Origin of the sequence: Pseudomonas asuensis (assembly GCF_014646755.1) — a bacterium.
Lineage (GTDB): Bacteria > Pseudomonadota > Gammaproteobacteria > Pseudomonadales > Pseudomonadaceae > Chryseomonas > Chryseomonas asuensis.
This window is the reverse complement of sequence record NZ_BMNW01000002.1, coordinates 37,943-64,775: the sequence shown is the minus strand read 5'-3', so window position 1 is coordinate 64,775 and position 26,833 is coordinate 37,943. Positions and strand designations below refer to the sequence as shown.

Genomic DNA, 26,833 nt, shown 5'->3' with positions numbered 1-26,833 from the left:
CCGCTTTTGGGTTTAATCCTAAGCTCTGCGCTTGTATCATCCGCCATGCTTTTCCGATTCGTCCATGAACGGATATATTCAAGCATGTTCCGGTATTGTCCGGCTGTTGAAAAGAGAAAATGCCTTTTCCCACGTCGCTCACCTTATCGAGTCGTTGTTCACTCGACCCCTCCATCAGGCAGTCATGATGACTGACTGCAGCGATATTCCTCTTTTCATCACAAACCGCCACTTGCTGTCTTTAGTAGAATTAACGGTCAGTATTGTTAGTTTGCTTACGATCTGGCTTAAGATTGTTTATAACGTATTTCCGTTTGTGTTTTATGCCTCAAGCCCCATATGGATATGGTGTGGCTTTGTATCGCGTCGTAGCCAGATGCGCCTGGCACGCGAGCTCGAGGTATCTGAACTAGGTAATGCAGGCTCAAGTCGTAAAGGGCTTGGCTTTTATAATTCAAGAATGACCTTGTGCTTCAGGAGTACCATTAATGACCCAACGTGGTAGCGGAGAGTCGGATCTCGTTTTCGTGGGAGCCGGCATCATGAGTGCGACGCTTGCTGTCATGCTCAAGGAACTCGATCCCTCATTGAATGTGGAAGTTCTAGAGCTACTCAGTTCCGGCGCCGCAGAGAGTTCCAACCCTTGGAATAACGCCGGCACAGGTCACGCAGCGCTTTGCGAGCTGAACTACACGCCGGAAGGTAAGGACGGCGCTGTAAACATCGCCAAGGCGATCGATATCAATATCATGTTCGAGACGTCCAAACAGTTTTGGACCTACCTCGTCGAACAAGGTCATTTCGAATCACCTAGAAGCTTTATTAATCCTGTTCCACACCTGAGCTTCGTCCGCGGGGAAAAGGATATTTCCTTCTTGCGCAAGCGTTTTGAGGCGTTGTCTGCAAACCCTCTGTTTGCTGGAATGGAGTACACCGAAGACCGCGCGAAACTTGAAGAGTGGATGCCCCTGATGATGAAGGGACGCACCACGAATGAAAAGATTGCAGCAACGCGTACTGAAAGCGGTACAGATGTAAACTTTGGCGCCTTGACTACCAATCTGCTGCATCATCTGACCAAGCAGCCGGGTACTCATATTGCCTATAATCAAAAGGTGACCGATCTGCACCGGGAGCCCGACAATCGCTGGCGGCTGACCATACAAGACACACAAACCGGCGCAACCCGCACATTGCGAGCCCGATTTGTTTTCTTGGGCGCAGGCGGTGGAGCCCTACCCCTCCTACAAAAATCCGATATACCCGAAAGCCATGGATATGGTGGTTTCCCAGTCAGTGGTCAATGGCTGCGCTGTGATAAGCCGGAAGTTGTCTCCCAGCATCAGGCCAAGGTCTATGGCAAGGCAAGCGTAGGCTCCCCACCTATGTCTGTACCGCACCTGGATACACGTGTCGTAGATGGCAAGAAATCCCTGCTGTTTGGCCCGTTTGCAGGCTTTACGACCAAGTTCTTGAAGCAAGGCTCATTCATGGACCTGCCAAAGTCCATTCGAGCCAACAACCTGGGCCCCATGCTCGCCGTCGCACGAGACAACATGCCATTGACCAAGTACCTGATTGGTCAGGTCATGCAGTCGTTCGACCAACGTATTGAAGAGCTGCGAGGCTTTTATCCGGAGGTCAACAAGAATGACTGGCGCCTGGAAGTAGCAGGTCAACGTGTCCAAATCATTAAAAAAGACACCAAGACAGGCGGTACTTTGCAATTCGGAACGGAAATCGTGTCAGCACAAGACGGCTCGATTGCAGCCTTATTAGGCGCGTCCCCAGGTGCTTCGACTTCTGTCTCGATTATGCTTACGCTGATCCAGCGTTGCTTCCCCGAACAATACAAGAGTGAAGCCTGGCAGGCTCAGTTACTCAAAATGTTCCCAGCGCTCAATGGCTCGCTGGATAAGGATACCGAGCTGCTTCACCGCGTACGCTCGCATTGCAACGAAGTCCTGCAACTTAGATAAGCATCGATAAAAAAAGGAAGCGCTTTGGCGCTTCCTTTTAAAATAACTAGAGTTCGATAGCGTGTATTCACTGGACTATTGTCCACCCTACCCTGAATACCGCCTCAGTGACTATCGAATGCCATCGGGACTGTTCCGTATGGCATTCGATTTGTAGCCTCAGGCTACTGCAGACGTCCAGTCTACCCAGCCGAACTTCCAGGTCGCCAGGATCAACAAACCAAAGACGATCCGATACCAGGCAAACATTGCATAGCTGTGATTACCAATGAACTTCAGGAGACCTCGCACCGCGATCATGGCAAAAATGAAGGACGTAACAAAGCCGATAATGAAGACAGGTAAGTCACTGGGCTGGAAAAGATCCCGATACTTATAGCCTGAATAAACAGCAGCACCCACCATGGTGGGCATGGCAAGGAAGAAAGAGAATTCAGTGGCAGCCTTTCGGGAAAGGCCCATCAGCAGACCACCAATAATGGTAGAACCCGAACGAGACGTGCCAGGAATCATGGCCAGACACTGAATGCATCCGATCTTGAGCGCATCGACCCAAGTCATGTCATCAACTTGTTCGATGTGCGTATTGTGCTGGCGGCGCTCCGCCCACAACATGATTACGCCGCCAATGACCAGCGCCATGGCTACTGTTATGGGATTGAACAGATACTCATGGATCGCATCAGCGAAGGCAACGCCCAAAATAACGGCTGGAAAAAAGGCTACCATCAGGTTTACGGTAAAGCGCTGGGCTTGTCGCTGACGAGGCAGGCCAACGACGACATCAATGATCTTGCGGCGAAACTCCCACACGACGGCCAGGATCGCACCCAATTGGATGATGATATTGAACGCCATGGCTCTATCACCACCAAACCCCAGCAGGTCAGCCACAATTATCTGGTGACCTGTACTTGAGATCGGCAGAAATTCGGTCAAGCCTTCTACGATGCCCAAAATTAGCGCCTGGATGGCACTCCATAGATCCATTCGTTTCTCCATATAGCTGCTAGGTAGCAGCGTTAGCTTGCTTATCCAATGAGGGGGGGCAGGTCCTACAACCGAAACGCTGCGAACATTACCAGAGGCCGCATATTCCCGTAGGCATACGTTCGATAAAACGGAGCAATAAAACAGAGGGTAAGATACGGTCCCTGTCCGACATATTTTCCCAGGGTGCTTAGGGTGTCTTCTTTTGAAATAGTTGCAGCCGTTTTAGGCGTTATCGCGGTCTGGCTCACGGTTCGGCAAAATGTTTGGGGCTGGCCGGTCGGCTTGGTAATGGTCGTGATGTATGCCTGGGTGTTTTATGATGTCAAACTGTACTCAGACATGCTGCTCCAAGGCGTTTATGCAGTCTTGCAACTCTATGGCTGGTGGCAGTGGACCAAGGGTGGACAGGATCATCAAGGACGACATGTCACTCGTCTTTCAAATGCAGTCCTGTCAGGTAATCTGCTGATAGGTGCTCTCGGAACACTCGTATTAGGCTATTTGATGAACACCTATACGGATGCAAGCCAACCCTGGCTAGATGCAGGGCTGACCAGCTTTAGTCTGGTCGCTCAATTATGGATGGCACAAAAGCGGGTTGAATGCTGGGCGCTTTGGTTTGTAGTAGATGTGATTTACGTCGGACTCTTTATCTACAAGGCTCTCTACCTGACCGCCCTACTCTATATGCTCTTTGTCGGCCTGGCCGCCCGCGGCTGGTTTGCATGGCGACGTGAGGTGGTAAGCGTATGAAGATAATCGTACTGACAGGACCTGAGTCGACAGGCAAATCATGGCTGGCCCAGACACTTAAAGACAACGTGGGTGGTGTTTTGGTAGACGAGTATGTACGAGAATACTTTGCTGCCCTAGGGCGCGATACCACCTATGAAGACGTTACTCCCATAGCACTTCGCCAGCTTGAGCGTGAAGACATGGCCCGTCAGCAGCGTCCTGCTCTTCTTATTTTGGACACTCATCTGTTAAGTAATATTCTCTGGAGTCGCTTTTTGTTTGATGCCTGCCCGGACTGGCTGGAGCCTGCATTGCTCGCGCGTCATTACGACCTGCATTTGTTACTAGATCCGCGAGAGGTGCCTTGGAGTGATGACGGCCAACGTTGCCAACCCGATGTCCGTGATCGTCTGGCCTTTTATGAAGCCTGTAAATCGTGGCTGGATAACCATGGGCAGACCTCCCGCTGCATTGGCGGCAACTGGGCGAACCGACAGCGATTAGCCTTACAGTACGTAACCGAGCTGCTAGAAGGTTAGCGTGCCTGCGAGTCTATCCAGTAAAATGGCGAAATCATGTGGAGGCCCTATGCCAGACGACGATTTCTCATCATTTGCCAGTGAAATGCAAGGCGTTCGGCGCCTAGTAGATGACCATGCAGACACTGGAAAACCTCGCAAAGATCGCCAGCAGGTCGTCAAGCGCCGCGCAGCAGCTACACAGATGATGTCAACCATTAAAGTCGATGGTCTGTCCGATCAGTTCGTTATCGACGTAGGGGCTGAAGATGAGCTGTACTGGGCCCGTGACGGTGTTCAGGACAGCCAGATTCGTAAACTCAAAGCCGGACAGATCCCGTTTGATGGCAGTTTGGATCTGCATGGCATGACCATTGAGAAAGCACGCGAGACACTATGGGATTTCATTGCTGAAGCGACGAAGTTCGAGGTTCGCTGCGTCCGTGTTACTCATGGGAAAGCAGCACGTCTCGATGGGCGACGCCCGCTCATCAAGAGCCATGTCAATACATGGCTGCGCCAGCATCCACAAGTACTTGGTTTTGTATCTTGCCAACCGCGCCATGGTGGCACCGGGGCCCTGTATGTTTTGCTCAAACGAACTATGCTGGAAGGCCGCGACGAATAACCGAGCTTTCTAGTCAGAATTGATTTTAATCCCCGCAGCCCCTACTCTGCTCATCCCGCATCGCTGCGGTGTCAATATCCATAGGAATTACCATGTCATTGGAACAACACTACTCCGCCATTCTTTCTCAGTTAGGCGAGGATGTTTCCCGGGAAGGCTTGCTGGATACGCCAAAACGTGCCGCAAAAGCCATGCAGTACCTGTGTAAAGGCTACAACCAGACGCTGGAAGAAGTGGTTGGAGATGCGCTGTTCACCTCGGACAACAGCGAAATGGTGCTGGTCAAAAATATTGAGCTGTATTCACTGTGTGAGCACCACATGCTGCCGTTCATTGGCAAGGCTCACGTGGCCTATATGCCAAGCGGCAAAGTTCTGGGTTTGTCCAAGGTTGCCCGCATCGTTGATATGTACGCACGTCGCCTGCAAATCCAGGAAAACATGACTCGCGAAATTGCCGAGGCGATTCAAAAAGTTACCAATGCTGCGGGTGTAGCCGTAGTCATTGAGGCTCAACACATGTGCATGATGATGCGCGGTGTCGAGAAGCAGAATTCTTCGATGGTTACCTCGGTCATGCTCGGTCAGTTCCGCAGCAACGATGCAACACGCGCCGAATTCATGGGCCTTATCAATCGATAAGCCAGACGCTTAAATAAAAACCGGCCCTGAGTGGCCGGTTTTTATTTAACCGGCATTGTGATGCTCGGCCTGTACATCATCCAATGCTTTGGCCTGGATATTCCACAGCGATTCAAACAACCCTCCACTCCGCTGCAAAACGCTCGGTGGACCATCTTCGACGATACGACCTTTATCCATCACAATAACCCGATCGAACGATACGACAGTGGACAGCCGATGAGCGACCGCTAGAACCGTTCTTCCACGTACCAGATCAGTGAGCGCCATTTGGATTTCCTTTTCCGAATGCGTATCCAGTGCGGAGGTCGCCTCATCCAGAATCAGAATGGGTGAGCCCTTCAAAAAGGCCCTTGCAATACCCAATCGCTGGCGTTGCCCACCAGACAAGCGAGCACCGCGTTCCCCTACCAGAGTGTTATACCCCTCCGGCAGCTGGCGGATGAAATGATCACAATAGGCGTGGCAGGCGGCCTTATAGACTTCTTCGTCCGTAGCATCGGACTTTCCATAACGGATATTCTCTCGAATAGTCCGATTGAACAGCGCGATTTCCTGGGGGACAACCGCAATGGAGGCCCGCAGGCTGTCCTGGCTGACCTCATGAATAGGTTGACCATCAATCAGGATTTTGCCACTACTGACCTCATCCAGGCGCTGTAAAAGATTGATCAGCGTGGACTTGCCTGCTCCCGAGGTCCCGACAATACCGACCTTCTGACCTGAGGGAATATGCAGGGAGAGATTATCGATAACTTTTGAACCGTCAGGATAGCTAAACGAAACATTTTCAAAGTCGATAGAGCCTGACTTTGCATTGAGCATCGCCGCATTTTCTGAGTCTCGAATGCCATGGGGCTGAGCAATTACCTGAAGGGTATCGGCAACGGTCCCAAACTGCTGTGCAGCATCTACCAAGGCCAATGCCAGGTCTCTGGAGCCATGCAGGATTCGAAACGTCAGCGCACTGACGACGACGACATCGCCCGGAGTGACCGTCCCTTGACGCCATAGATAAATGGCCCAGAGCAACATGGACCCCGCCATCAGGGTCAAGCACGCATCGTGTAGGACACGTGCCTTTTCTACATACATCCAACTACGACGCTGGGCGCGTGCCTCAACGCCTAGCTCCTGAGCCAGGCGATCTCGCTCTCGCGCCTGGGCAGAAAAGGCTTTGATGGTCCAGACATTCGAGACCATATCCACTACCTCACCACCCACTCGCGATGCCTGTTCGGCAAAAGCCTGATGTCGATGCCGGCCGCGAATACCAAAGCCGGTAATAATACAGGCGACCAGTAATACGAACCCTATCAGCGCCAAAGCCATCTGCCAGCGGATAGACAACATGACGACGACTGCGCCAAGAAAGTCCGTACAGGGCGGGATAATACGCCATGTCAGCGCTGAAAAAATATTGGCTACGGCAGTACTGGTCTGGTTGATTCGGTTACCAAGCGCTCCGGAGAAATGTTCCTTGAAGTAACGCATTGGGTGGCCGGTCAGGTACTCGAACAGATCGATTCGCAGATCTACACCGGTCTTGACGATGGTTCGACACCCGAGCCAGCCGCCGCCTCGCCAAAGGATATTTTCGAGCGCAATCAGCCCGATAAAGAAACCAAACGGAAGCCACACATTAGCTTCCATTCGATTCTCATTAGCCATGGCATCCACCAGAAGCTTCATGGCGTACTGAACGGCAACAGCACAGGCCGCACCGCCAACCATGAGCAGAAACAACCCTCCAAACGCCAGGCGACGCCGGCAGACGTAGCGCCATAAAAAAGCAAGCGGACGTGACGGGAACGGTCGTTCCTCAGGAGAGTTGACTGCCTTACTCATGAAGCCTGCCCCTCAGCCATCGCAGCGAAGTGAGCCTGTTGACGCTCCAGCTCTTCTGCCAGCGGAGAATAGATGGCGCGATGACCTTGAAGGTCAGCGTAACCATATAAACCGACTTCACATAGACGCTCATCGTTCCATCCCGGGTAATCCAGAATGGGATACAGGCAAATACCTTCAACAGGAATATCCTGGATCATGGCGCTACGAACTTCGTCACAGACATACGCTAACCATGAGGGTCGAGCCCCGCCTTCTGCACCCGTCTCGGCAATCATCAGCGGTCGCTGGTAGCGGGCATAGACTTCAGCCAGCATACCACGCAGGGGACGATACAAAGGGTCATCACGCAGCACTGTCTTGCCGCCGTTGAACCACTGATTATCTGAATAGAAGTTAAGCCCTACGATATCGAGGTACTCGGGTTTTCCGCCTAGTCCTGGCCAAGCGCGGCCACATAACATGTCCCAGGCTTCAAACTGGGATTGGCGATAGGCTTCAGCCGCCTCACGGTCTGCAGCCCGACCAGAGCGAGGAATCACATTGATCAGGGGGTCAGCCTGTACAAATCGAGCTTTAGGTGCAACAGAGCGAATGGCTTCGATGGCAGCAATTGAAGCGCGAATGAGCTGATGCTTGAGTTCCGCCCCTCGCCTGATGCCTTTTGGATTGAACTGCCCAGTATCACCTCCACCCCAGGCCCAATAGGAGATTTCATTGACAGGGCAATAGAATGGTACATCTATGCCTTCATTTTGCATGAATGTGGCAACTGCTTTGGCAAAACGTGCGAAGCGCTCTACAAAGTCGGGATACCAGATATCGATATCGTCAGGCCAACCGTAGTGACACAGATCCCAGATGATCTGGGTGCCTTCTTCCCGTGCAGCCTTAACTTGAGGAAGTAGACTGGACCAGTCAAAGTAGCCTGGCCGTGTCTCGATCAAGTGCCAACGCACGCCATCACGAGCGGCGTGTATACGATGGCTGCGCAAACGGGCAAAGTCGGCCTTGGCGAACCGGTCGTGACCGGTTGCCTGGATCAAGTCCAGGCGACGGTCATCGAAACGGCGGTGGGTCGAGCACTCGAACCCACCCAGGAAAAAACTGTTGAAAGTCCCAGGTACATGCATCGTGATGTACTCCAGTCTTTAGACTGCTGATACTTCAGCAGCGTCCTCAATAACGCCTTCGGACTCAGCAATACGCTTGTAGGCTGTCAGCGCCTGCCCAACTACCTGATCCATGTTGTAGTACTTGTACGTTCCCAGGCGACCCAGGAAGGTCACATTCGGCGTGGAATTCGCGAGCTCCTGATAACGTTTATAGAGCTCAGCATTCTCTGGTCTCGGAATGGGGTAATAGGGGTCCCCTTCTGCCGACGGATATTCGTAGGTCACGCTGGTCTTTAGGTGCTCTTGACCAGTGAGGTGCTTGTACTCACTGATACGCGTATAGGGCACATCCTCAGAGGGATAATTGACCACCGCTACTGGTTGGAACTGCGCAGAGTTAACTGTCTCGTGACGGAACTTAAGCGAGCGATACGGCAACTTTCCGTAGCAATAGTCAAAATATTCATCGACCGGTCCGGTATAGATCAGATGCTCAAACTGGACTTCGTCACGAATTTCTCGATAGTCAGCATTTAGCATTACCTTGATGTTCGGATGATTCAGCATCTTTTCGAACATACGGGTAAAGCCATGCAACGGCATGATCTGGAAGGTATCTCCAAAATAACGATCATCCGTGTTTGTACGCGTCGGCACACGGGAGGTAACAGACTTGTCTAGCTGGGAAGGATCAAGCCCCCACTGCTTACGGGTGTAGCCACGGAAAAATTTCTCGTAAAGCTCCCGACCTACTTGGTTGATGACCACATCCTCGGATGTTCGAATGGGCTCTACCGGTTCGGCTCGACTTTTCAGAAAGCTTTCGGCCTCTTCGTCAGTTTTCAAGTCAAGGCCATACAGTGCATTTACCGTAGTACGGTTGATCGGAATTGGGACTAGTTGATCATCAACATAAGCCAACACCCGATGCTCATAGGTACGCCACTCGGTAAACCGTGAAAGATAGTCCACAATTCGCTGAGAATTGGTGTGGAAGATGTGTGGGCCATAGCGGTGAATGAGTACACCGGCCTCGTCATAATGGTCGTAGGCATTACCCGCAATGTGAGGGCGACGATCCACAATCAGAACACGCTTGTTGAGCCCTACGGCCAAACGCTCAGCCAACACACTACCAGCGAACCCAGCGCCTACGATCAGGTAATCGAACCCGCGTCGTGGAGACTCATTTGAACTACCTACGCCTGCAGACATGGCTTCCTCCTCGTTTATCGTGCGCATTTCATTTGCTCCGTCATGCCTTGCCAAGTGGCATCCCACGACATTTCACCCAATATAGAGTCCGCCTTTTTTAAAAGACCTTCGCGGTCCTGAGCGTCTACCAGCGAGGCCTCTACAGCTTTGATGAACGTATCGGCATTCTCAGCAATTCGAACGATGCCTGACTCTCCATAGGTGCGTACTACATCAGTAATAGGAGTCGATACGACAGGCTTGCCACCTGCCAAATATTCAGGGGTTTTGGTAGGACTGATGAACCGGGTCGACTCGTTCAAGGCAAATGGCATGATGGCAACATCCCAGCCTGACAAGTAATGAGGCAATTCGTCATACACCTTGCCGCCCAAGAGATGAATATTGTCGAGCTTCGGCAAGTTGCTGGGATCAATCTTAACGACAGGACCAATCAACACGATATGCCAATCAGGACGCTGGCGTGCAACATCGGCCAGCAGGTCGATATCCAGACGCTCATCAATTACGCCATAAAAGCCTAAGCGTGGATGCGGTATGCCATTCTGATCATCAGGGTCGGTCTGCTCAGTGCGGGCCTGAGCGAAATGAGCAATGTCTACACTGCTGGGAAAAGGATGAGCATTGCGATGGCGCTCGCGCTTGGCTTCATACAGGCTATAACCGCCGGTAAACACGACATCGGCCTTTTCAAGCAGGAGCCGTTCACGCTCAAGCATTTCTGGAGGAGCACCTCGGAAAGCTGAAAGCTCATCCATGCAGTCGTACACGGTAAGCGTAGACCTTAAATGGTGGCTGAACGGCCAACTCATCGGTGTGTAGTACCAGAGAACAGCCTCTTCGATCGATGCCTCTTCAAGGTATCTGTCGAGTAAGCGTTTCAATACGGCTTCAGCCGCTTCGCCGTGTATATCGGCAGGCAGCCGGGGGACCAAACGGGTAACACCAAGATCGGCTTCGATTTCTTCTAACCAGGGATTGGGCTCATCCGATGGCAACGGCTCTTCAAAAAACAGCACGTTGTAATCACGCGCAAAGCGGGACATCAGGTGTTGAGGCCGCTGGTAAACAAAATTCCAGCGAAGATGAGAAAGACAGATAAGAGTAGGCAAATTTTCCCTACCCGATGCATCAAAATCCGCTGCTGTCCCGGATGACCGCCTTGACTTGCCGATTTCGTATTGAAAGGGTCCAGCCCAGCTCATCGATTACTCCTTAACGCGTATATGACCAAGTCAAAAACTCGTACAACAGGAATCGAGTTCTATGCTTTTCCTACTCGAAAGACCTAAATCTCTCTCTTCAAGAGCTAAACCCGTAGGGCATTTAAAACGCTTAAAGCCGAGTGAGCAAAGCAGAACACCCAGCGTTCAAATTACGTTATATACCCAAACTTACTGGGCGGTGAGACCGGCTTCGAGCAAGCCCAGTTCCAACCCTTTCGTCGATACAAGCTTTTTTACAGATACCTTGCTCGTTTAGGAACTAGTCGTCATATCTCTGGGTCTGGCTATATGCGTACATGTTTTTATGCACGTCCTTTCCTGTTTGCCGCTTCGAATAGGCCGCTGAACTTCGTTCAGCGCTTCGCTGTGTCGGGGTAATTTGTAATACGACTAGATCAATGGAGCGTGACGATGATTCTTGTGACTGGGGGCGCTGGTTATATCGGGTCGCATGCTGTTTTGGAGCTGTTATTGTCAGGGCAAGACGTTCTTGTATTGGATAACCTGTGCAACAGTTCACGTGTAGCATTACAACGGGTCGAGCGACTAGCTGGTCGTAGTGTGCACTTTGTCAAAGGTGACATACGCCGACGTGCGCAGTTGGATGCTCTGTTTGCACAATATCCCATCGAAGCCGTTCTGCATTTTGCAGGACTCAAGGCGGTAGGCGAAAGTGTCAGACACCCACTGAGCTATTACGATAACAACGTGGGCGGCAGCCTTACGCTTTGCCAAGCCATGGCTGATGCGGGTGTTTTCAAGCTGGTATTCAGCTCATCAGCAACTGTATATGGCACGCCGGAAACAGTGCCTATTAGCGAACAGGCACCTACAGGTATACCGACCAATCCCTACGGCCAATCCAAGCTGATGGTTGAAAACCTGTTACGCGATTTAGCCGCTGCAGATCCCCGTTGGTCTATTGCTCTGCTGCGCTACTTCAACCCAATCGGTGCCCATGAGTCTGGCATGATTGGTGAGGACCCTAGCGGTATACCCAACAATCTGTTGCCATACATTACGCAGGTCGCAATAGGCAGACTGGAGCGCTTGAACATCTATGGCTCGGACTACCCTACCCCAGACGGTACCGGGATACGTGACTACATTCATGTGGTCGACCTGGCTAAAGGGCACCTGTTAGCCTTACGCAAACTACACAGCGTAAAAGGCGCCCATGTATGGAACCTGGGTACTGGGCATGGCTATTCTGTCCTTGAGTTGGTCCGAGTATTTGAAGAAGTTGCGCAGATGCAGCTTCCTTATCGCCTGGCTCCCCGCCGCGAGGGGGATGTCGCTGCATGCTGGGCCGATCCCCACAAAGCTGAACAGGAGCTGGGGTGGAAGGCAGAGCGCAGCTTGACTCAAATGATCGCTGATGCCTGGCGCTGGCAGTCGCAAAATCCAAACGGCTATCGCATTACGGATACCGTTAAGAAGTCCATCAAGCAGATTCCAGCAAAACCGCTTATGGGCACTAACGGAAGCCGGATAAATACTTCAGCCAACGCTTCGGTTTAATAATCAAATAAAAAGGCCGCTTTCAAAAGCGGCCTTTTTATTTATCGTTACTTAATCATACATGCCTACATGCTGCGGGTGACCCGCAATACGCTCCAGCCAAGCGTTAATGGCAGGATAACGAGACAAATCGAACCCGCCCTCATTGGCTACATGGGTGTAGGCATACAAGGCAATATCAGCAATGGAATAGGTATCACCTACCAGATACGGTGTCTGCGTAAGTTGTTGCTCCATTACGTTCAGCGCTTTGTAACCTTGCTTGAGGCAGCTGGTATGTTCGGCACGTCGCTCTTCAGGCATATCAAGATAGAACTGGATAAACCGCGCCACGGCTACATAGGGTTCATGGCTGTACTGTTCGAAGAACTGCCACTGGAGAACATGTGTTCTAAGGCGTGGCTCCTGAGGTAAAAAGGTGCTGCCGTCAGCCAGATAATTCAAAATGGCGTTGGATTCCCACAGGTATGAGCCGTCATCCAATTCAAGCACTGGAATTTTGCCGTTAGGGTTTTTTGCAAGAAATTCTGGAGAGTGTGTCTCGCCTTTCAGAATATCTACATCAACCCACTCATAAGCAAATCCGCGCAAGGCCATCATCAACTTGACCTTGTAGCAATTGCCGGAACGCTGGTCTCCATAAATCCGGTACATAATGATCTCCTTTCATTACAAGGCCTGAGCGGCCTTTATGACGCTGGCCAAACGACTCAACCCTTCATCCACACGCTCGGGTGCCACATGGCTGAAGTTGAGGCGCAAGCGGCCAATATTGTTTTCCGGGTCGCTAAAGAACGGCTCCCCTGGCATGAAGGCCACATCTTGAGCCAAAGCGGGTTCCAGCAACAAGCGGGTATCGATTGGTTGACGAAGGGTCAGCCAGAAAAACAGGCCTCCCTGGGGTTGATTCCAATCGGCTAACTCACCGAAGTGACGAACCAACGCCGCCTGGAAGGCATCGCGACGGACTCGATAGAAATCACGCAGCTCCTGAAGATGCGTCTGATAACGAGGAGTACCAATCCACTGTAACGCCTGCCATTGACCAATGCGGTTCGTATGCAGGTCAGCTGCCTGCTTAAGGCGAAGCAGATAAGGGTACAGGTCGGGAGAGGCAATCAGATACCCCACGCGCAGCCCGGGCAAGAGAGTTTTGGAAACCGTACCGGTGTAGATCCAGCTGGTCCTCTTTAAACGGCTAATGATAGGCGTAGCCGGCGCATCATCAAAGATCAGCTCGCGATAGGGCTCATCCTCGATCAATGTGACGTTGAACTCATCCATTAAGGCAGCTACTTCGTCGCGGCAGGCCTCGGTATAACGAACACCGGATGGGTTCTGAAAGGTAGGAATCAGGTAAGCAAAGGCAGGCTTGTTGGCCTCTAGACACTGGCGCAGCGCCTGAATGTCCAGGCCTTCGGCCGTTAGCGGAACGGTAAGGCAGTCCGCACCAAAGAACTGAAAGCTTTGTAACGCTGCCAGATAGCTAGGTCCCTCCAGCAGCACCTGGGTACCCTGATCGATATAGAGTTTGGCGGCCAGATCTAACGCCTGCTGCGAGCCTGCCGTAATCAATACCTGGCTGGCATCACACGCAACGCCTAATGCCCTCGCCTGGGCGGCAATGGCTTCGCGCAGCTCCGGCTCTCCTTCGCTTGTTCCATACTGTCCCAGATGTGTAGGCAGCGCATCCCATTCCACACGGGGTAACATTTCTTGAGCAGGCAGGCCGCCTGCAAAGGACATCACCTCCGGACGCTGCGCCGCTGCCAGAATTTCACGAATTAGACTGCTTTTTAGACGGGTAACGCGTTCGGAGAAAGCCATGGAAGCACCAGTAGTCAGCGGTCGGAGAATGAGTCAAACTGCTTGACCGAAACTACGCTGAACCGGATAGAAGCGTCAATATGCTTGACCTAAAAAATACTGTAGCCCAACGACAGGCGATGCAATCATTCTTTTTTGGTTATCAGGCATTTACTGCCAAAGCCGACGAGATGCTGTTACGTCGTGGGCTAGGCCGTGTACATCAGCGTATTCTTTTTTTCATTGCTGGCTCACCAGGCATCAGCCACAAGGATTTGCTGGAGGCTTTGGGCGTCACCAAACAGGCGGCTAACCCGCCTCTTCGCCAACTGCTAGAGAAAGATATGATTGTGGTTGAGTCCGATTTGGAGGACAAGCGTAAGCGCAGACTACGATTAACACCTCATGGTACGAGGCTGGAGCAGGTGTTGCGCCGCGAACAGGTCAGGCTGTTACAGCGTGCCTTTGATGAGGCAGGAGAAGCCGCAGTCGAGGGATGGATGAAGATCAACCAGACATTGGCAGGCCAGAAACGGCAGCGCGAACCAGGCAGGCAAGGTAAATCTACTTAAGCGCCAGACATCGGTTTATCTCATACCTCAGTTGAGCCGACTGTACGGTCCCTTCTCCGCATGGGTGTATCGGTACGTCAGCCAATAGGCTGTTTATGCTGGAAAAAAAGGACGTCCAGCCATGACCGCCGAACTACTCACCGCCTTTGTGCTCTTTGCTTTTGTGTCTTCTGCAACGCCTGGCCCAAACAACATGATGCTGCTTGCGTCAGGGGTCAACTATGGTTTTCGCCGCACACTTCCACATATGTTTGGCATAAGCCTTGGGCATATGGTGATGGTAGTTACCATGGGACTAGGACTTGGACAGCTGTTCAGTCTGTATCCTTCACTGCATACGGTACTAAAAGTAGTCGCTACTGCTTACCTGTTATACCTGGCTTGGAAGATTGCTAATGCTGCGCCTCCGACGCCTAAACAAGCGTCTGGAAAACCGTTTGGCTTTTTCCAGGCAGCGGCATTTCAATGGGTTAATCCCAAAGCGTGGGTGATGGCTATTGGTGCCGTCACAACCTATTTGCCTGTTCAAAACTTCAACAGCAACCTGCTACTGATTGCGATGCTGTTTGCGCTCATCAATCTGCCCAGCGTCAGCCTCTGGACCTTATTTGGCATGGCATTGCGTACGCTGTTGAATAGCCCGATGCGGTTACGTGTATTCAATTGGACGATGGCCGCTCTGCTTGTTATTTCCCTATATCCAATTCTACTGTCTACCCATTGAAGCCTGTTCCATGACTGTATCTACTACCTTGCGCCCTCTTGCTGATACATCACCTGCCGCTATCATGGCGGGCTTCGTCGCTATGCTCGTTGGCTACACCAGCTCATTGGTCCTGATGTTCCAGGCAGGCCAGAATGCCGGGTTGAGCACCGAACAGATTTCCTCCTGGATCTGGGCGCTTTCTATTGGAATGGCCATTACCACCATCGCCCTATCGCTACGTTTCAGGGCACCTATTGTGATTGCATGGTCAACCCCCGGCGCAGCCCTGTTGATGACCAGTCTGCCGCACGTGCCTTATAGTGAAGCAATCGGTGCATTCATGCTATGCGCCGTACTCATGGCACTGTGTGGATTGACTGGCAGCTTTGAGCGCCTCATGCGTAAGGTTCCTGCTGCACTGGCTGCCGCGCTGCTGGCAGGCATTCTTTTTCGTATCGGTATCGAGATTTGCTCAGCTACAGAGCAGCAGCCATTACTGGTCATCGCCATGTTCCTGACCTATTTGCTGACCAAGCGAAAGTCTCCCCGTTATGCCGTGTTGGCCACCCTGGCCGTTGGAGTAATGATTGCTGCCGCGCTAGGCCTGCTGCACTTCGAGCATTTCCACCTGCAGCTGGCTGTGCCCGTCTGGACTGCGCCCTCCTTTTCCCTGGCCGCCGCCATCAGCATAAGCATCCCTCTCTTTATCGTCGCCATGGCCTCTCAAAACATGCCAGGCATTGCCATACTGCGAACCAATGGTTACCAGACGCCTGCTTCGCCTCTGATATCTGTCACTGGCATCGCTTCGCTGGTATTGGCGCCTTTTGGCTCCCATGGAATTAATTTAGCTGCAATCAGCGCAGCTATCTGTACCGGACCTGAGGCTCACGAGGCGCCCCAGAAGCGTTACACGGCAGCAGTATGGTGTGGTCTGTTCTACGGTATAGCCGGCACATTTGGCGCGACATTGGCAGCCTTATTTGCTGCACTTCCCAAAGAGTTGGTGCTGTCCATTGCAGCACTTGCACTGCTAGGGTCGATCATGAATGGCCTTAGCAGTGCCATGAGCGATCTCAAGCAGCGTGAAGCCGCCCTTATCACCTTTCTTGTAACAGCCTCCGGCATGACACTGCTGGGCATCGGGTCTGCCTTCTGGGGGTTGATCGCCGGCCTGATCACCCAGGTAATCCTGAACTGGAAAAAGGCTGCTTGAGAAATATGACCGCGTACACGCTATATAAAAACGGCCCGCCTAGGCGAGCCGTTTCAGTGCCAATAAACGCTTAACGCTTACCGCGATTGTTGTTACTACCAAAACCAGGACGCTGACCTTCACGGGCAGGGCCATTACGGCGTTGGGCAGGTGCAGCGCGCTCGCGGCGCCCTTCGTCACCAGATGAGCCCTCGGTACGTACCGTGCGCTTACGTCCGCTCTCTGAAGGACGCTCAGCCAGTGGTGTACCACCACGACGGCCCTCGCCCTGTGGCTTGCCGGAGCGCTTGTCGCCACGCCCGCCACGACCGGCTTCGACCGGCTTGCCAGACTTACGCTGCATCCGCTCAAGCTTTTCACGGTCCTTTGTGGTCACAGGAGGCAACTCAACAGGTGCAAGACCCACTTCTGCGCTGAGGATATTGATCTCGCCTTGAGTCATCTCGCGCCAGCGTCCCATGGATAGCTCAGCCGTGAGGAAAACCGGGCCAAAACGCACTCGCTTCAGACGGCTAACCAGCACACCTTGAGATTCCCATAAACGACGAACCTCACGGTTACGCCCTTCCATTACCACACAATGGAACCAATGATTGAAACCATCGCCATTAGGCGCCTGCTGAATATCGGTAAAACGTGCAGGACCATCTTCCAGCATGACGCCGGTTTTGAGGCGCTCCATCATGGCCTCATCAACTTCGCCCCTGACTCGTACCGCGTATTCACGGTCCATCTGATAAGACGGATGCATCAGGCGGTTAGCCAACTCACCATCAGTCGTGAACAGAAGCAGGCCTGTCGTATTGATATCCAGACGCCCAATATTAATCCAACGTCCCCCTCTCAACCGTGGCAATCGGTCAAATACAGTGGGTCGGCCTTCGGGGTCATCACGGGTACAGACCTCGCCTTCTGGCTTGTTGTAAATCAGCACACGGCGAACATTTTCCATAGCCTCTTCGCGACGTAGGACGCGACCGTCTACGGCTATAGCATCCTGGGGCGTAACACGCTGCCCAAGCGTTGCGACATTACCGTTTACTTGAATACGGCCTTCAGCAATCCAGGCCTCTACATCACGACGAGAACCTACGCCCATACGGGACAGGACTTTCTGGAGTTTTTCCCCAACTGGGATATGAAGAGTGTTGTCGTTCATAAGGCACCTCCCGGTGTAAGCGGCAACAAAAAGTCGCGCATCATAGCGTCACTTGGCCTTTGAGCCTAGCGACTAAATGACTTAACAGGCAGGCCTTTCGATAGAAAATAGATAGATGGTCTGACATGCAGACGGCCTGCATCCGGCAAGCCGTCAACAAGATCGCGTGGCTAGTCGAGCGTAGCCAGGGCTTCACGGCAAAGCTGTTCTATCTTGGCCCAGTCTCGAGCCTTGATAACATCGGAAGGCAGCATCCAGCTACCCCCTACGCACATGACGTTGCTCTGCTGGAAATAGGCCTTGACGTTGCCTGGGTTCACCCCACCTGTTGGGCAAAATCGAAGATCGCCAAAAGGACCGGCAAAGGCTTTCAGCGCATCTATTCCGCCGTAGACATTGGCCGGAAACAGCTTGAAGCGACGATAACCCAGGCGATAAGCCCGCATGATATCGGACGGTGTCGCAATGCCAGGTAACAACGGCACATCGCTCTTAACACCTGCCTCAAGGATTTCATCCGTGCAGCCTGGCGTTACAATGAACTGAGCACCCGCCTCTATCGCAGCGTCAAACATGCTGGTATCCAGAACGGTACCAACTCCTACCGTTAGCTCAGGACGCTCTTTACGCAACAAACGTACAGCGTCCAGGCCGTAGGCGGAGCGCAACGTGATTTCCAGCGTCTTGAGACCACCCGCTGCCATCGCGTCGGCAAAAGGCAGGACGTCAGCCGGATCATTGATCACGATGACGGGCAGGATGCGTGCTTTTTGGCTTAGCGCATCAATGGCAGCGATCTTGTTTTGCATGTCACTCATCCTCAGGGGCACCAATAGATCTTCAGCGGCTCACGCAGGAAGGCGCTGATCGGAGTCGCCAGCTCATCACCAGCGGTTGCAGCAGTCTGCAAAGCAGCCAACTTGCTCTGACCCTGGATTGCCAGGAACTGATTTTGGGCACCAGACAACAAGGCACGGGTCATGGTCAGGCGTTGACGAGGTACGGAAGGTGCCCACATGGGCAAACACAAACGCTCGCTCTGTGGGTCAAGTGCCTCTTCAAGCCCAGGGCTACCAGGGAACAGCGAGGCAGTATGGGCATCATCACCCATGCCTAGCACCAGGACATCAATGGGCTTGGGCAGATCCTGCAAACGCTTGTCCGTTTGCTCTGCAGCTGCCTCAGCGTTTTCACCTGCGCTATACACATCCATAAAGGTGGCAGCACGGGCCGCGTTACGCAGCAGGTGCTTACGAATCAAACCGCCGTTGCTGTCCGGATGCTCAAGCGGAACCCAGCGCTCATCTGCAAGGCTAATGGTGACCTTTGCCCAGTCCAGCGCCTGCTCGGATAATTGCTCGAAGAACAGCACGGGGCTGCGACCGCCTGAAACGACCAGTGTTGCAAGACCCTTTTGTGCAATTGCTTCACGAAGCGCAGCTGCTACAGCCAGAGTCAGCTGCTCAGCATGGGCCTCACGGCTATCGAGTTCAATGAAGTCGACGCCTTGTGGCAGATTAGATATCGCCATACCACGATCTCCCGTCACGTGCGATGAGTGCAATGGAGGTTAGCGGGCCCCAAGTGCCAGCTGCATATGATTTCGGGGTGTCACCCATTTTTTGCCAGCCTTCCATGAGTTGGTCGCACCAACGCCAGGCTGCCTCGATCTCGTCCTTGCGAACGAAGAGAGACTGGTTGCCTTGCATGACTTCCAACAGCAAGCGCTCGTAGGCATCAGGCACACGTGCCGATTTGAATGCTTCAGAGAAGTTGAGCTGCAAAGGACCGCTCCGCAGCTGCATGCCCTTGCTCAGACCTTGATCTTTGGTCATAACCTGCAGGGAAATACCTTCATCCGGCTGAATACGAATGATCAATCGGTTGTTGATCAGACTCCGCTGTTCAGGCGCAAAGATATAGTGTGGCGGCTCTTTGAAATGTATAACGATCTGCGAGAGCTTTTGCGGCATACGCTTGCCGGTACGCAGGTAGAACGGCACACCGGACCAGCGCCAGTTGCGGATATCGGCGCGAATGGCGACAAATGTTTCCGTGCTACTGCTCTCGTTGGAGTTTTCTTCGTCCAGGTAACCGGGCACAGGCTTGCCATCACTGTAACCACTCGTGTACTGCCCCAGCACAACACGGCTGGCCAGTTGATCGGCAGTGATCGGCTCAAGCGCCTTGAGCACCTTGACCTTTTCATCACGAATACTATCGGCTGAAAGATCGGCCGGCGGATCCATTGCCGTCAGGCAGAGCAATTGCAACAGGTGGTTCTGCACCATATCGCGCAGCTGGCCAGCTTGGTCAAAATAACCCCAGCGGCCCTCAATCCCCACCTTTTCAGCAACAGTGATTTCCACGTGGGAAATATAATTCTGGTTCCATTGGGTTTCGAACAGGCTGTTGGCAAAACGCAGAGCGATCAGGTTCTGTACAGTTTCCTTACCCAGGTAATGGTCTATACGATAAACCTGACTTTCAGGGAAGAATCGCGCCACAGAGTCGTTTACAACTCGGGAAGACTCAAGGTCATGGCCGATGGGCTTTTCCATGACCACGCGTGTCCGGTCGCTGAGTCCCACTGCATCCAGATTCTCACAAATCGAGCTGTACACTGAAGCAGGTGTGGCAAAGTAAGCGATTACCGTTTCAGAGTCGCCCACATCTTCAGCCAAACCGGCATAATCTTCCATGCGTCGGAAATCCATAGCACGGTAGCTCAGGCGAGCGGCGAAACGCTCCCAGACGGCTTGATTCCAGTCGGCATTCGGCACGTAATGCCGGACCCGTTCTTCAATGTGAGCGAGCTGCTTGGTGCCGTCTCCTTGATCTCGAGCAAGCGCGACGATACGCGTATCGTCATGCATGAGACCTTCGCGATCGAGTTGATAGAGAGCCGGAAACAACTTGCGCAGAGCGAGATCGCCCAACGCGCCGAACAGGGCCAAAGTGCAAGGGAGTACGCGAACTGCTGGCATATATTCGTTCTTTTACGAAAAGTTGGTGAATGAAAGCTCAGTTTAAGTGAGCTTTCCCCTTTTACGTAGTATAAAAATCAAAATTTTAATAAAACCTTTTTATGCAGCCTTATTCCTCTATAGCTGTACGATAAAAGGATGACAACTTTCAGGAGCATTTGATGGATCGCGCCAGCACATTGCTGCAATTGATTCAGACCCGTCTGCCGGAATTGAACCGTGCCGAACGCAAGGTAGCCGAGGTTATTCTAAACAATCCCCGACAGGCTACCCGCCTGACCATTGCTGCCCTGGCGCAAGCGGCACAAGTCAGCGAACCCACCGTGAACCGCTTTTGCCGATCCCTGGGAATCAGCGGTTATCCCGAAATGAAGATCCAGCTGGCCCAGAGTATCGCCAGTGGCGCGGTATATGTAAGTCAGGCAGTGGAAGCAGATGACGAACCTGAGGCGTATTCGGAAAAGATTTTCAGCAGCACAATTGCCTCGCTCGACAATGCTCGTCAACGCCTGGATGCCCAAGTGATCAACCGTGCCGTCAATCTCCTGATCCAGGCACGGCAGATCCATTTCTTTGGTCTAGGTGCTTCTGCGCCTGTGGCCCTGGATGCCCAGCACAAATTCTTCCGCTTCGGACTGGCCGTATCGGCTCACTCAGACATTCTCATGCAGCGTATGCTTGCGTCTGTAGCGCAGATAGGTGAGGTGTTCGTTATCATTTCCTATACCGGCCGAACACGCGAGCTCGTGGATGTTGCCAAGCTGGCACGCGATAACGGAGCGTCAGTGATCGGGATGACAGCCGCCAATTCGCCGCTTGCGAAGGTATCGACGCTGAGCCTCGATATTCCGGTCCCTGAAGACACTGATATCTACATGCCGATGTCATCACGTATCGTCCAGCTAACGGTACTGGATATCCTGGCTACCGGCGTTACGCTGCGCCGCGGTGTTGATTTTCAGCCGCACTTGCGCAAGGTAAAGGAAAGTCTGGTAGCGACACGCTATCCAATGGAGCAGGAACAGGAAGAGTTGTAACAGGTGAGAAAGGCTGGAGCGGTAGCTTCAGCCTGTAAGCGGGTTATTTCTTCTTGAGCTTCTTAAGGCGCTTGCTGGCCTTCTCGACCACATCCTTGCGCTCTTTGTCCTTCATGGACTTCCAGCCCTTGATTTCATCACGGCTACGACCGCATCCCTGACAAATTTCATCCTTGAGCTTGCACTGGCTCACGCAGGGACTCTCAACCTTACCCACAGGACTACCTCAGCATCTGGACACAGCGAACAGTATAAACACACTGTTCGCTGCGCCCAGTACCCTCTGCAGAATTAGAAGACCGCTTGGACCTTCAGGCCGCCGACAACAGCATTGTCGACTTCCTTAACACCGCCCGGGTTACGCATGAACTGAATATTCGGACGCACGGTAAGCCAATTGGTTACGTGTACACCGTAGTACAGTTCAGCATTGTATTCGCTGTACTGCAGCGGTACATAACCTGGGTTGTCATAGTTGTCGATACCGGTAGCCAGGTTAGCCGCACGCTGAGCATCACGCGCATCGCTGTTGGTATGGACACGGGCCAAACCGAAACCGATGTCGTCCTTTGGACGTGCATCGAACGGCCCCTTGTACACCACACCCGCCTGGATGTAGTTGTCTACCTTGTTGGTAGCCTTATCATGCACCGTGAAGTTGGCGAATACACTCAGACCGCGAGAGGCATCACCATTGTGCGTGGTCAGCTGCTGCTTCGCCACGACCCAGTAGCCATGCTTGCTGGAATGACGGCTGGAAACGCCATCTACATCGTCCGCATCAGCGGTGCTGTAGTAGTAACCGAAGCGGTATTCGCCCGGCAGACTGTTCAGCTTCGGCGACCATACCAATTCGACCGGCAGGATAACGCCCTTGGAACCGCTGGTATTCATCTTGAAGCCGTTACCGGTTTCAAGCAGAGACGGGTTCTGCTCATAAACACCCACTTGGGCAAACAGCTCAGGCGTCAGGTTGTATTTGACGCGCATAGCCCACTGGCTGACCGGCCAGTTGTACCACTGATCACCCACCCAGTTACCCACCTGGGAGCCGCAGAACGCCAGGTTTTGGAAGTCGCAATCGAAGGAGTTGAAATCTTCACCCTCACCGAAACGACCAGCCTTGATGTCCAGACGGCCATCAAAAAAGCCCTTGCTCAACCACAACTGAGTCAGGCGCCAGGTCTGACCACGTCCCCAAACTTCCTGCACAGAGGAATATGTACCGGAACGTGGATCGCCAATATTGTCATTGGTCAGGTTACGGCCGTCACGAGAAGTGATGGCGACCTTGAATACGGAATTCTCCCAACCCAATGTTTTGTTCATGTCGACGGCCAAGCCGAACATGTACTGAGATGACCAGCGTGCGGTGTGATCGTTGTTGTATCCACCACGCATGTTGGTGGCGCCTTCCCCAACGTACTCCAGCTTGATGTCGTAACCCTTGTCCAGCAGTTCGGTACGCAGGCCACCCCAATCACCTGTCATACCACCCGCTTCAGGGTCGAAGGCATCGGCCGCATGAGCAGCAGAACTTAGTCCACCCAATGCAGCCAACGACAACACAGCCAAGTGCCGTACGCGTTTGCCTTTGTGCTTATACATTCTTCTCGGTCCTTTATAATTTTTAATGGGCTATACGCAACACACCACAGGTTCTACGCCAATAACTGGCTAAACTTCACGGCAGAACATTGAGTACCTCGTAACAGGCTCCCATGGTGTGGTAGTCGACCTTTCCGGCCGGACTTTTTTCGTCGGAATACTTGGTATTTCGACGGTCGAGAATGCGCCACCAAGCGCCATGCTCGTGATCTATAAAGTGCTCCCAACTATAGTGCCAGAGCTGCTCGTACTGTTTCCAATATTTACTGTCATCGATTCGCTTGGCAAGCAAGGCAGCCGCTGCTAATGCTTCTGCCTGAACCCAGAAATATTTGTCTGGATCACAAACGCTACCGTCTGGAGCGAAGCCGTAATACAAGCCACCAAACTCGTTATCCCACGACGTTTTCCACGCGGCATCAAACAGCTCCGCGGCACGTGGGGCCAACCATGCATGAGGACGATGACGCTCAAGTATCAGCAAGAGCTTTGCCCACTCAACCTGGTGTCCAGGCTGGAATCCCCACGGACGGAACAGGTTGGCTGGATCGTCTCGGTTGTAATCCCAATCAATGGTCCAATTCTGATGGTAGTGCTCCCAGATCAAGCCTCCGGGTACATCTCGCGCTACCTCAGCACTTTCCTGGCTCAATGCAGCCTGGCGTTGGGTCATGTTGACTGCAAGCGTCTCAGCCCGGTCCAGATAGCGAGACTCCTTGGTAGCCTCGTACGCAGCCAAAAGTGCCTCACACGCATGCATGTTTGCATTTTGTCCGCGGTAGGGAGAAACCTCGGCCCAATCCGCACTGATCTCATCGCAGTACAGACCATCTTCCTCACGCCAGAAATAATGTTCGAACGTGTCCCAGGCTTCGGCCAGCCAGACCTTGGCTTCTTCAACACCAGCCATCATGCCATGCGAGTAGGCCAGGATAACAAATGCCAAACCATAGGCATGATTGGTGCCGTCTACAACCTCGTTGCCCTTTAGTAGCCAGGCGTAGCTACCATTGGGTTGAAGATGCCTTTCCCTTAAAAATTGAAGACCATGCCGTGTAGCCTCTAGATATTCGGCGTTACCGAATTGCCGATAGGCCATAGCAAAGTTGAAGACGAAGCGGGTACTGGAGACTAAATGGCGAGTTTCTCTGTCATAGATATCACCGTTATCCCGAAAGAATTGAAAGAAACCGCCCTGCTCGTCTATACAACGTGGGTAGTAAAAGGCCAGCGTATGCTGAATATGATTCAGCAAGGTGTCACGTTGGCGGAAATCTGGAAAGTTCATAGTAAGTCCCTTAGGCAGGCAGCGGTGAAGTCGCCATCATGGCGCGAACGTCATCAAGCGTAGGCGCATAGGCACCTGACTTTTGGCAAGACACCGAAGCACAGGCGGCTGCGAACACGAGACGCTCCTCCAGTGATGCACTGGAGATGATTCCTGACGCCAGCCAGCCTGCCATGCAGGCATCACCGGCGCCCACGGTATCCGCAACATGAACCGGAATGCCAGGCTGATTCCACTCGCCTTGCTGGGTAAACAGCGTGATGCCCTTGGCACCTTGCGTATAAAGGATATTGGCGTCCGGGTTCATGTCGCGCAAACGACTCAAGCCCTGCTCTGGTGTCAGTCCGGGGTAGATATTTTCCAGATCCTCATCAGAGAGTTTGATGTCATCCGCCAGTCTCACCAGGGTCGGAAAAATACGGTGGCAGTAATCGTCACCCATCAGGTTTCGCCAGTTGGGGTCATAGCTGATGCGCTTGCCGGCCGACTTAGCCTTTTCCGCTTGCTCCAGCAACCTGGAGGCCAAGGGTTCGCGTGCCAGACTGATGCAACTGAAATGGCAAAGCTCTGCTGCCTCCAGCCACCCCTCAGGTAGCGCATCGGGATCAAAGGCCAGATCCGCCTCCCCTGCAAAGAAATACCGGGGTGGGTTGCTAGATGGCACCACCGCTACCAGCGGATCGGCTTCGACCCGCTGCAAAAAACGCATATCCAGCCCGGACGCGTGAGATTGCTCGTGAATCTCATCGCCAAGAGAGTCGCGGCTTATTGATCCTGCAAACGCAGCGGGTACGCCCAAACGCGCCAGCGTTCGGGCAACATTCCACGGTGCACCGCCTGGATGGCCCTGCCACTGTCCGGGTGAATGCTGGACCAGGTCGGTCAGAGCTTCTCCAAAAACCACCACACGTGGCAATGTCATAACTTTCTCCTAAGCGATACGAGCACCTGAAGCAGGTTCGAATAATACGAGACGCTCTACATCAAGCTCTAGCGCAACGATAGATCCGATTTCAGGAGTGTCGACTGGCGCTAGTCGGCAACACACCTGGACGCCGTTGACCTCAACATAAACCAGAGTATCGGGACCTGTTGGTTCCACAACCTGCACTCGGGCACTGACCAATGGCAAATCGCCGATCTGACCACGGCGAATGCAAATTTGCTCAGGACGAATGCCTAAAATTGCTTCGCGCCCGTCTGCCAGAGCGGTTTGAAGCATTGGGAGGGAGATAGCTATACGCTCGCCCTGCCCCTGCAAGCGTACAACGGAACGTCCACTTTCCTGATCCAGAGCAACAGGAATGAAGTTCATTGGCGGAGAGCCAATGAAGCTGGCCACAAACAGATTGGCAGGATTGTTGTAGATCTCCTGTGGTGTACCAAATTGCTGGACTTCACCGTCTTTCATAACGGCTACGCGATCACCAAGCGTCATGGCCTCAATCTGGTCATGCGTTACATACACCGTGGTGGTTTTGAGCCGCTGATGCATTAGCTTGATTTCGGTGCGCATCTCCACGCGCAGCTTTGCATCAAGGTTGGAAAGCGGCTCATCAAACAGATATAGCTTGGGGCGACGCGCCAGGGCCCGCCCCATGGCAACACGTTGCTGCTGCCCACCGGAGAGCTGAGAGGGCTTACGCTCAAGCAAGTGCTCAATCTGAAGAAGCTTTGCTACACGATCCACTTCGGCAGCGATCTGGTCGGCTGGCGTCTTGCGAATCTTAAGACCAAACGCGATGTTCTCCCGAACCGTCATCGTGGGATACAGCGCATACGATTGAAAGACCATGGCAATGTCACGGTCTTTAGGCTCGACTGTAGTGACGTCTTCGCCACCCAAGATAATGGCGCCACTGGAGATATCTTCCAGACCAGCGATGGCATTCATCAGCGTGGATTTACCACAGCCAGAGGGACCGACCAAGATAAGAAACTGCCCGGTATCAATGCTGATATTGATACCCTTGAGTGCTTCCTGAGCGGCATTGCCATAGGTCTTGCGGACGTTTTTTAATTCTAAAGCGGCCAT

The 26,833-nt window shown here is 52.8% G+C and carries 26 protein-coding genes; 10 read left to right on the top strand and 16 right to left on the bottom strand.

Translation table 11 applies throughout. The annotated features are described in order from the left end of the window. Positions 1-488 precede the first annotated feature (488 nt). Positions 489-1,979, top strand: a complete 1,491-nt coding sequence (gene mqo, locus IEX86_RS04225; protein WP_188864844.1) for a malate dehydrogenase (quinone) — start codon at positions 489-491, stop codon at positions 1,977-1,979. A gap of 159 nt (positions 1,980-2,138) precedes the next feature. Here mqo and IEX86_RS04220 read toward each other — a convergent pair whose 3' ends face one another. Next, positions 2,139-2,969 carry an undecaprenyl-diphosphate phosphatase gene (locus IEX86_RS04220; RefSeq protein WP_188864843.1) on the bottom strand — a complete coding sequence of 277 codons (831 nt, stop codon included), beginning with the start codon at positions 2,967-2,969 and terminating at the stop codon, positions 2,139-2,141. Positions 2,970-3,164: 195 nt separating this feature from the next. Between IEX86_RS04220 and pnuC the strand changes: the two genes are divergently transcribed. The 4 genes from pnuC (at position 3,165) to folE (ending at position 5,494) form a co-directional block, all read left to right on the top strand. Continuing rightward, positions 3,165-3,725 (top strand): nicotinamide riboside transporter PnuC, encoded by a 561-nt coding sequence (pnuC, locus tag IEX86_RS04215; protein ID WP_188864842.1) that lies wholly within the window; start codon positions 3,165-3,167, stop codon positions 3,723-3,725. Beyond that, positions 3,722-4,246, top strand: a complete 525-nt coding sequence (locus tag IEX86_RS04210; RefSeq protein ID WP_188864841.1) for an AAA family ATPase — start codon at positions 3,722-3,724, stop codon at positions 4,244-4,246. Before pnuC ends, IEX86_RS04210 begins: the two co-directional genes overlap by 4 nt. Before the next feature lie 49 nt (positions 4,247-4,295). Continuing rightward, on the top strand, positions 4,296-4,853 hold the full coding sequence (locus tag IEX86_RS04205) for a Smr/MutS family protein (RefSeq protein WP_188864840.1): 558 nt from the start codon (positions 4,296-4,298) through the stop codon (positions 4,851-4,853). A gap of 92 nt (positions 4,854-4,945) precedes the next feature. Then, the gene (gene folE, locus IEX86_RS04200; RefSeq protein ID WP_010798424.1) at positions 4,946-5,494 is read left to right on the top strand and encodes a GTP cyclohydrolase I FolE; all 549 of its coding nucleotides are present in this window, start codon (positions 4,946-4,948) and stop codon (positions 5,492-5,494) included. A 45-nt stretch (positions 5,495-5,539) separates the two neighbouring features. Here folE and IEX86_RS04195 read toward each other — a convergent pair whose 3' ends face one another. The 4 genes from IEX86_RS04195 to IEX86_RS04180 are packed head-to-tail and all read right to left on the bottom strand — an operon-like array spanning position 5,540 to position 10,877. Then, entirely contained in the window at positions 5,540-7,342 is a 1,803-nt protein-coding gene (locus tag IEX86_RS04195) for an ABC transporter ATP-binding protein (protein WP_188864839.1), read from the bottom strand. Next, a complete protein-coding gene (locus IEX86_RS04190) occupies positions 7,339-8,475 on the bottom strand; it encodes a family 1 glycosylhydrolase (RefSeq protein ID WP_188864838.1) in 1,137 nt (378 codons plus the stop codon). The genes IEX86_RS04195 and IEX86_RS04190 overlap by 4 nt, the downstream gene beginning before the upstream one ends. A gap of 18 nt (positions 8,476-8,493) precedes the next feature. Beyond that, complete coding sequence (gene glf, locus IEX86_RS04185) at positions 8,494-9,699, bottom strand: UDP-galactopyranose mutase (RefSeq protein ID WP_188864837.1); 1,206 nt, start codon at positions 9,697-9,699, stop codon at positions 8,494-8,496. Further along, entirely contained in the window at positions 9,687-10,877 is a 1,191-nt protein-coding gene (locus IEX86_RS04180; RefSeq protein WP_188864836.1) for a glycosyltransferase family 1 protein, read from the bottom strand. Before IEX86_RS04180 ends, glf begins: the two co-directional genes overlap by 13 nt. 432 nt (positions 10,878-11,309) lie before the next feature. Between IEX86_RS04180 and galE the strand changes: the two genes are divergently transcribed. Continuing rightward, positions 11,310-12,419 carry a UDP-glucose 4-epimerase GalE gene (gene galE, locus IEX86_RS04175; protein WP_188864835.1) on the top strand — a complete coding sequence of 370 codons (1,110 nt, stop codon included), beginning with the start codon at positions 11,310-11,312 and terminating at the stop codon, positions 12,417-12,419. Positions 12,420-12,470: 51 nt separating this feature from the next. On the opposite strand, the gene IEX86_RS04170 is transcribed toward galE, so the two are convergent. Then, positions 12,471-13,073, bottom strand: a complete 603-nt coding sequence (locus IEX86_RS04170) for a glutathione S-transferase family protein (protein WP_188864834.1) — start codon at positions 13,071-13,073, stop codon at positions 12,471-12,473. Between the two features lie 15 nt (positions 13,074-13,088). Then, complete coding sequence (locus IEX86_RS04165; protein WP_188864833.1) at positions 13,089-14,246, bottom strand: aminotransferase-like domain-containing protein; 1,158 nt, start codon at positions 14,244-14,246, stop codon at positions 13,089-13,091. A gap of 80 nt (positions 14,247-14,326) precedes the next feature. Between IEX86_RS04165 and IEX86_RS04160 the strand changes: the two genes are divergently transcribed. The 3 genes from IEX86_RS04160 to IEX86_RS04150 all read left to right on the top strand — a co-directional run bounded on the left by IEX86_RS04160 (position 14,327) and on the right by IEX86_RS04150 (position 16,719). Beyond that, complete coding sequence (locus IEX86_RS04160) at positions 14,327-14,797, top strand: MarR family winged helix-turn-helix transcriptional regulator (RefSeq protein WP_188864832.1); 471 nt, start codon at positions 14,327-14,329, stop codon at positions 14,795-14,797. 121 nt (positions 14,798-14,918) lie between these two features. Further along, a complete protein-coding gene (locus tag IEX86_RS04155) occupies positions 14,919-15,521 on the top strand; it encodes a LysE family translocator (RefSeq protein ID WP_188864831.1) in 603 nt (200 codons plus the stop codon). A 10-nt stretch (positions 15,522-15,531) separates the two neighbouring features. Next, positions 15,532-16,719 carry a benzoate/H(+) symporter BenE family transporter gene (locus tag IEX86_RS04150; RefSeq protein WP_188864830.1) on the top strand — a complete coding sequence of 396 codons (1,188 nt, stop codon included), beginning with the start codon at positions 15,532-15,534 and terminating at the stop codon, positions 16,717-16,719. A 70-nt stretch (positions 16,720-16,789) separates the two neighbouring features. Here IEX86_RS04150 and rluB read toward each other — a convergent pair whose 3' ends face one another. The 4 genes from rluB to zwf form a co-directional block, all read right to left on the bottom strand. Further along, complete coding sequence (rluB, locus tag IEX86_RS04145; RefSeq protein ID WP_188864829.1) at positions 16,790-17,878, bottom strand: 23S rRNA pseudouridine(2605) synthase RluB; 1,089 nt, start codon at positions 17,876-17,878, stop codon at positions 16,790-16,792. A gap of 170 nt (positions 17,879-18,048) precedes the next feature. After that, positions 18,049-18,687, bottom strand: coding sequence for a bifunctional 4-hydroxy-2-oxoglutarate aldolase/2-dehydro-3-deoxy-phosphogluconate aldolase (locus IEX86_RS04140; RefSeq protein WP_188864828.1), 639 nt, complete (start codon positions 18,685-18,687; stop codon positions 18,049-18,051). Positions 18,688-18,698: 11 nt separating this feature from the next. Beyond that, positions 18,699-19,409, bottom strand: a complete 711-nt coding sequence (pgl, locus tag IEX86_RS04135) for a 6-phosphogluconolactonase (protein ID WP_188864827.1) — start codon at positions 19,407-19,409, stop codon at positions 18,699-18,701. Then, complete coding sequence (gene zwf / locus IEX86_RS04130; RefSeq protein ID WP_188864826.1) at positions 19,396-20,865, bottom strand: glucose-6-phosphate dehydrogenase; 1,470 nt, start codon at positions 20,863-20,865, stop codon at positions 19,396-19,398. Before zwf ends, pgl begins: the two co-directional genes overlap by 14 nt. A 161-nt stretch (positions 20,866-21,026) precedes the next feature. Between zwf and IEX86_RS04125 the strand changes: the two genes are divergently transcribed. Next, positions 21,027-21,902, top strand: coding sequence for a MurR/RpiR family transcriptional regulator (locus tag IEX86_RS04125; protein WP_188864825.1), 876 nt, complete (start codon positions 21,027-21,029; stop codon positions 21,900-21,902). Positions 21,903-21,945: 43 nt separating this feature from the next. Here the strand turns inward: IEX86_RS04125 and IEX86_RS04120 are convergent, their stop codons facing one another. The 5 genes from IEX86_RS04120 to IEX86_RS04100 form a co-directional block, all read right to left on the bottom strand. Beyond that, complete coding sequence (locus IEX86_RS04120) at positions 21,946-22,119, bottom strand: DUF1289 domain-containing protein (RefSeq protein WP_188864824.1); 174 nt, start codon at positions 22,117-22,119, stop codon at positions 21,946-21,948. Positions 22,120-22,193: 74 nt separating this feature from the next. Beyond that, positions 22,194-23,510 carry a carbohydrate porin gene (locus tag IEX86_RS04115; RefSeq protein WP_188864823.1) on the bottom strand — a complete coding sequence of 439 codons (1,317 nt, stop codon included), beginning with the start codon at positions 23,508-23,510 and terminating at the stop codon, positions 22,194-22,196. 76 nt (positions 23,511-23,586) lie between these two features. Then, complete coding sequence (locus tag IEX86_RS04110) at positions 23,587-24,798, bottom strand: AGE family epimerase/isomerase (protein ID WP_188864822.1); 1,212 nt, start codon at positions 24,796-24,798, stop codon at positions 23,587-23,589. Between the two features lie 10 nt (positions 24,799-24,808). Then, positions 24,809-25,720, bottom strand: a complete 912-nt coding sequence (locus tag IEX86_RS04105; protein ID WP_188864821.1) for a carbohydrate kinase family protein — start codon at positions 25,718-25,720, stop codon at positions 24,809-24,811. Positions 25,721-25,729: 9 nt separating this feature from the next. Next, positions 25,730-26,833 carry an ABC transporter ATP-binding protein gene (locus IEX86_RS04100; protein WP_188864820.1) on the bottom strand — a complete coding sequence of 368 codons (1,104 nt, stop codon included), beginning with the start codon at positions 26,831-26,833 and terminating at the stop codon, positions 25,730-25,732.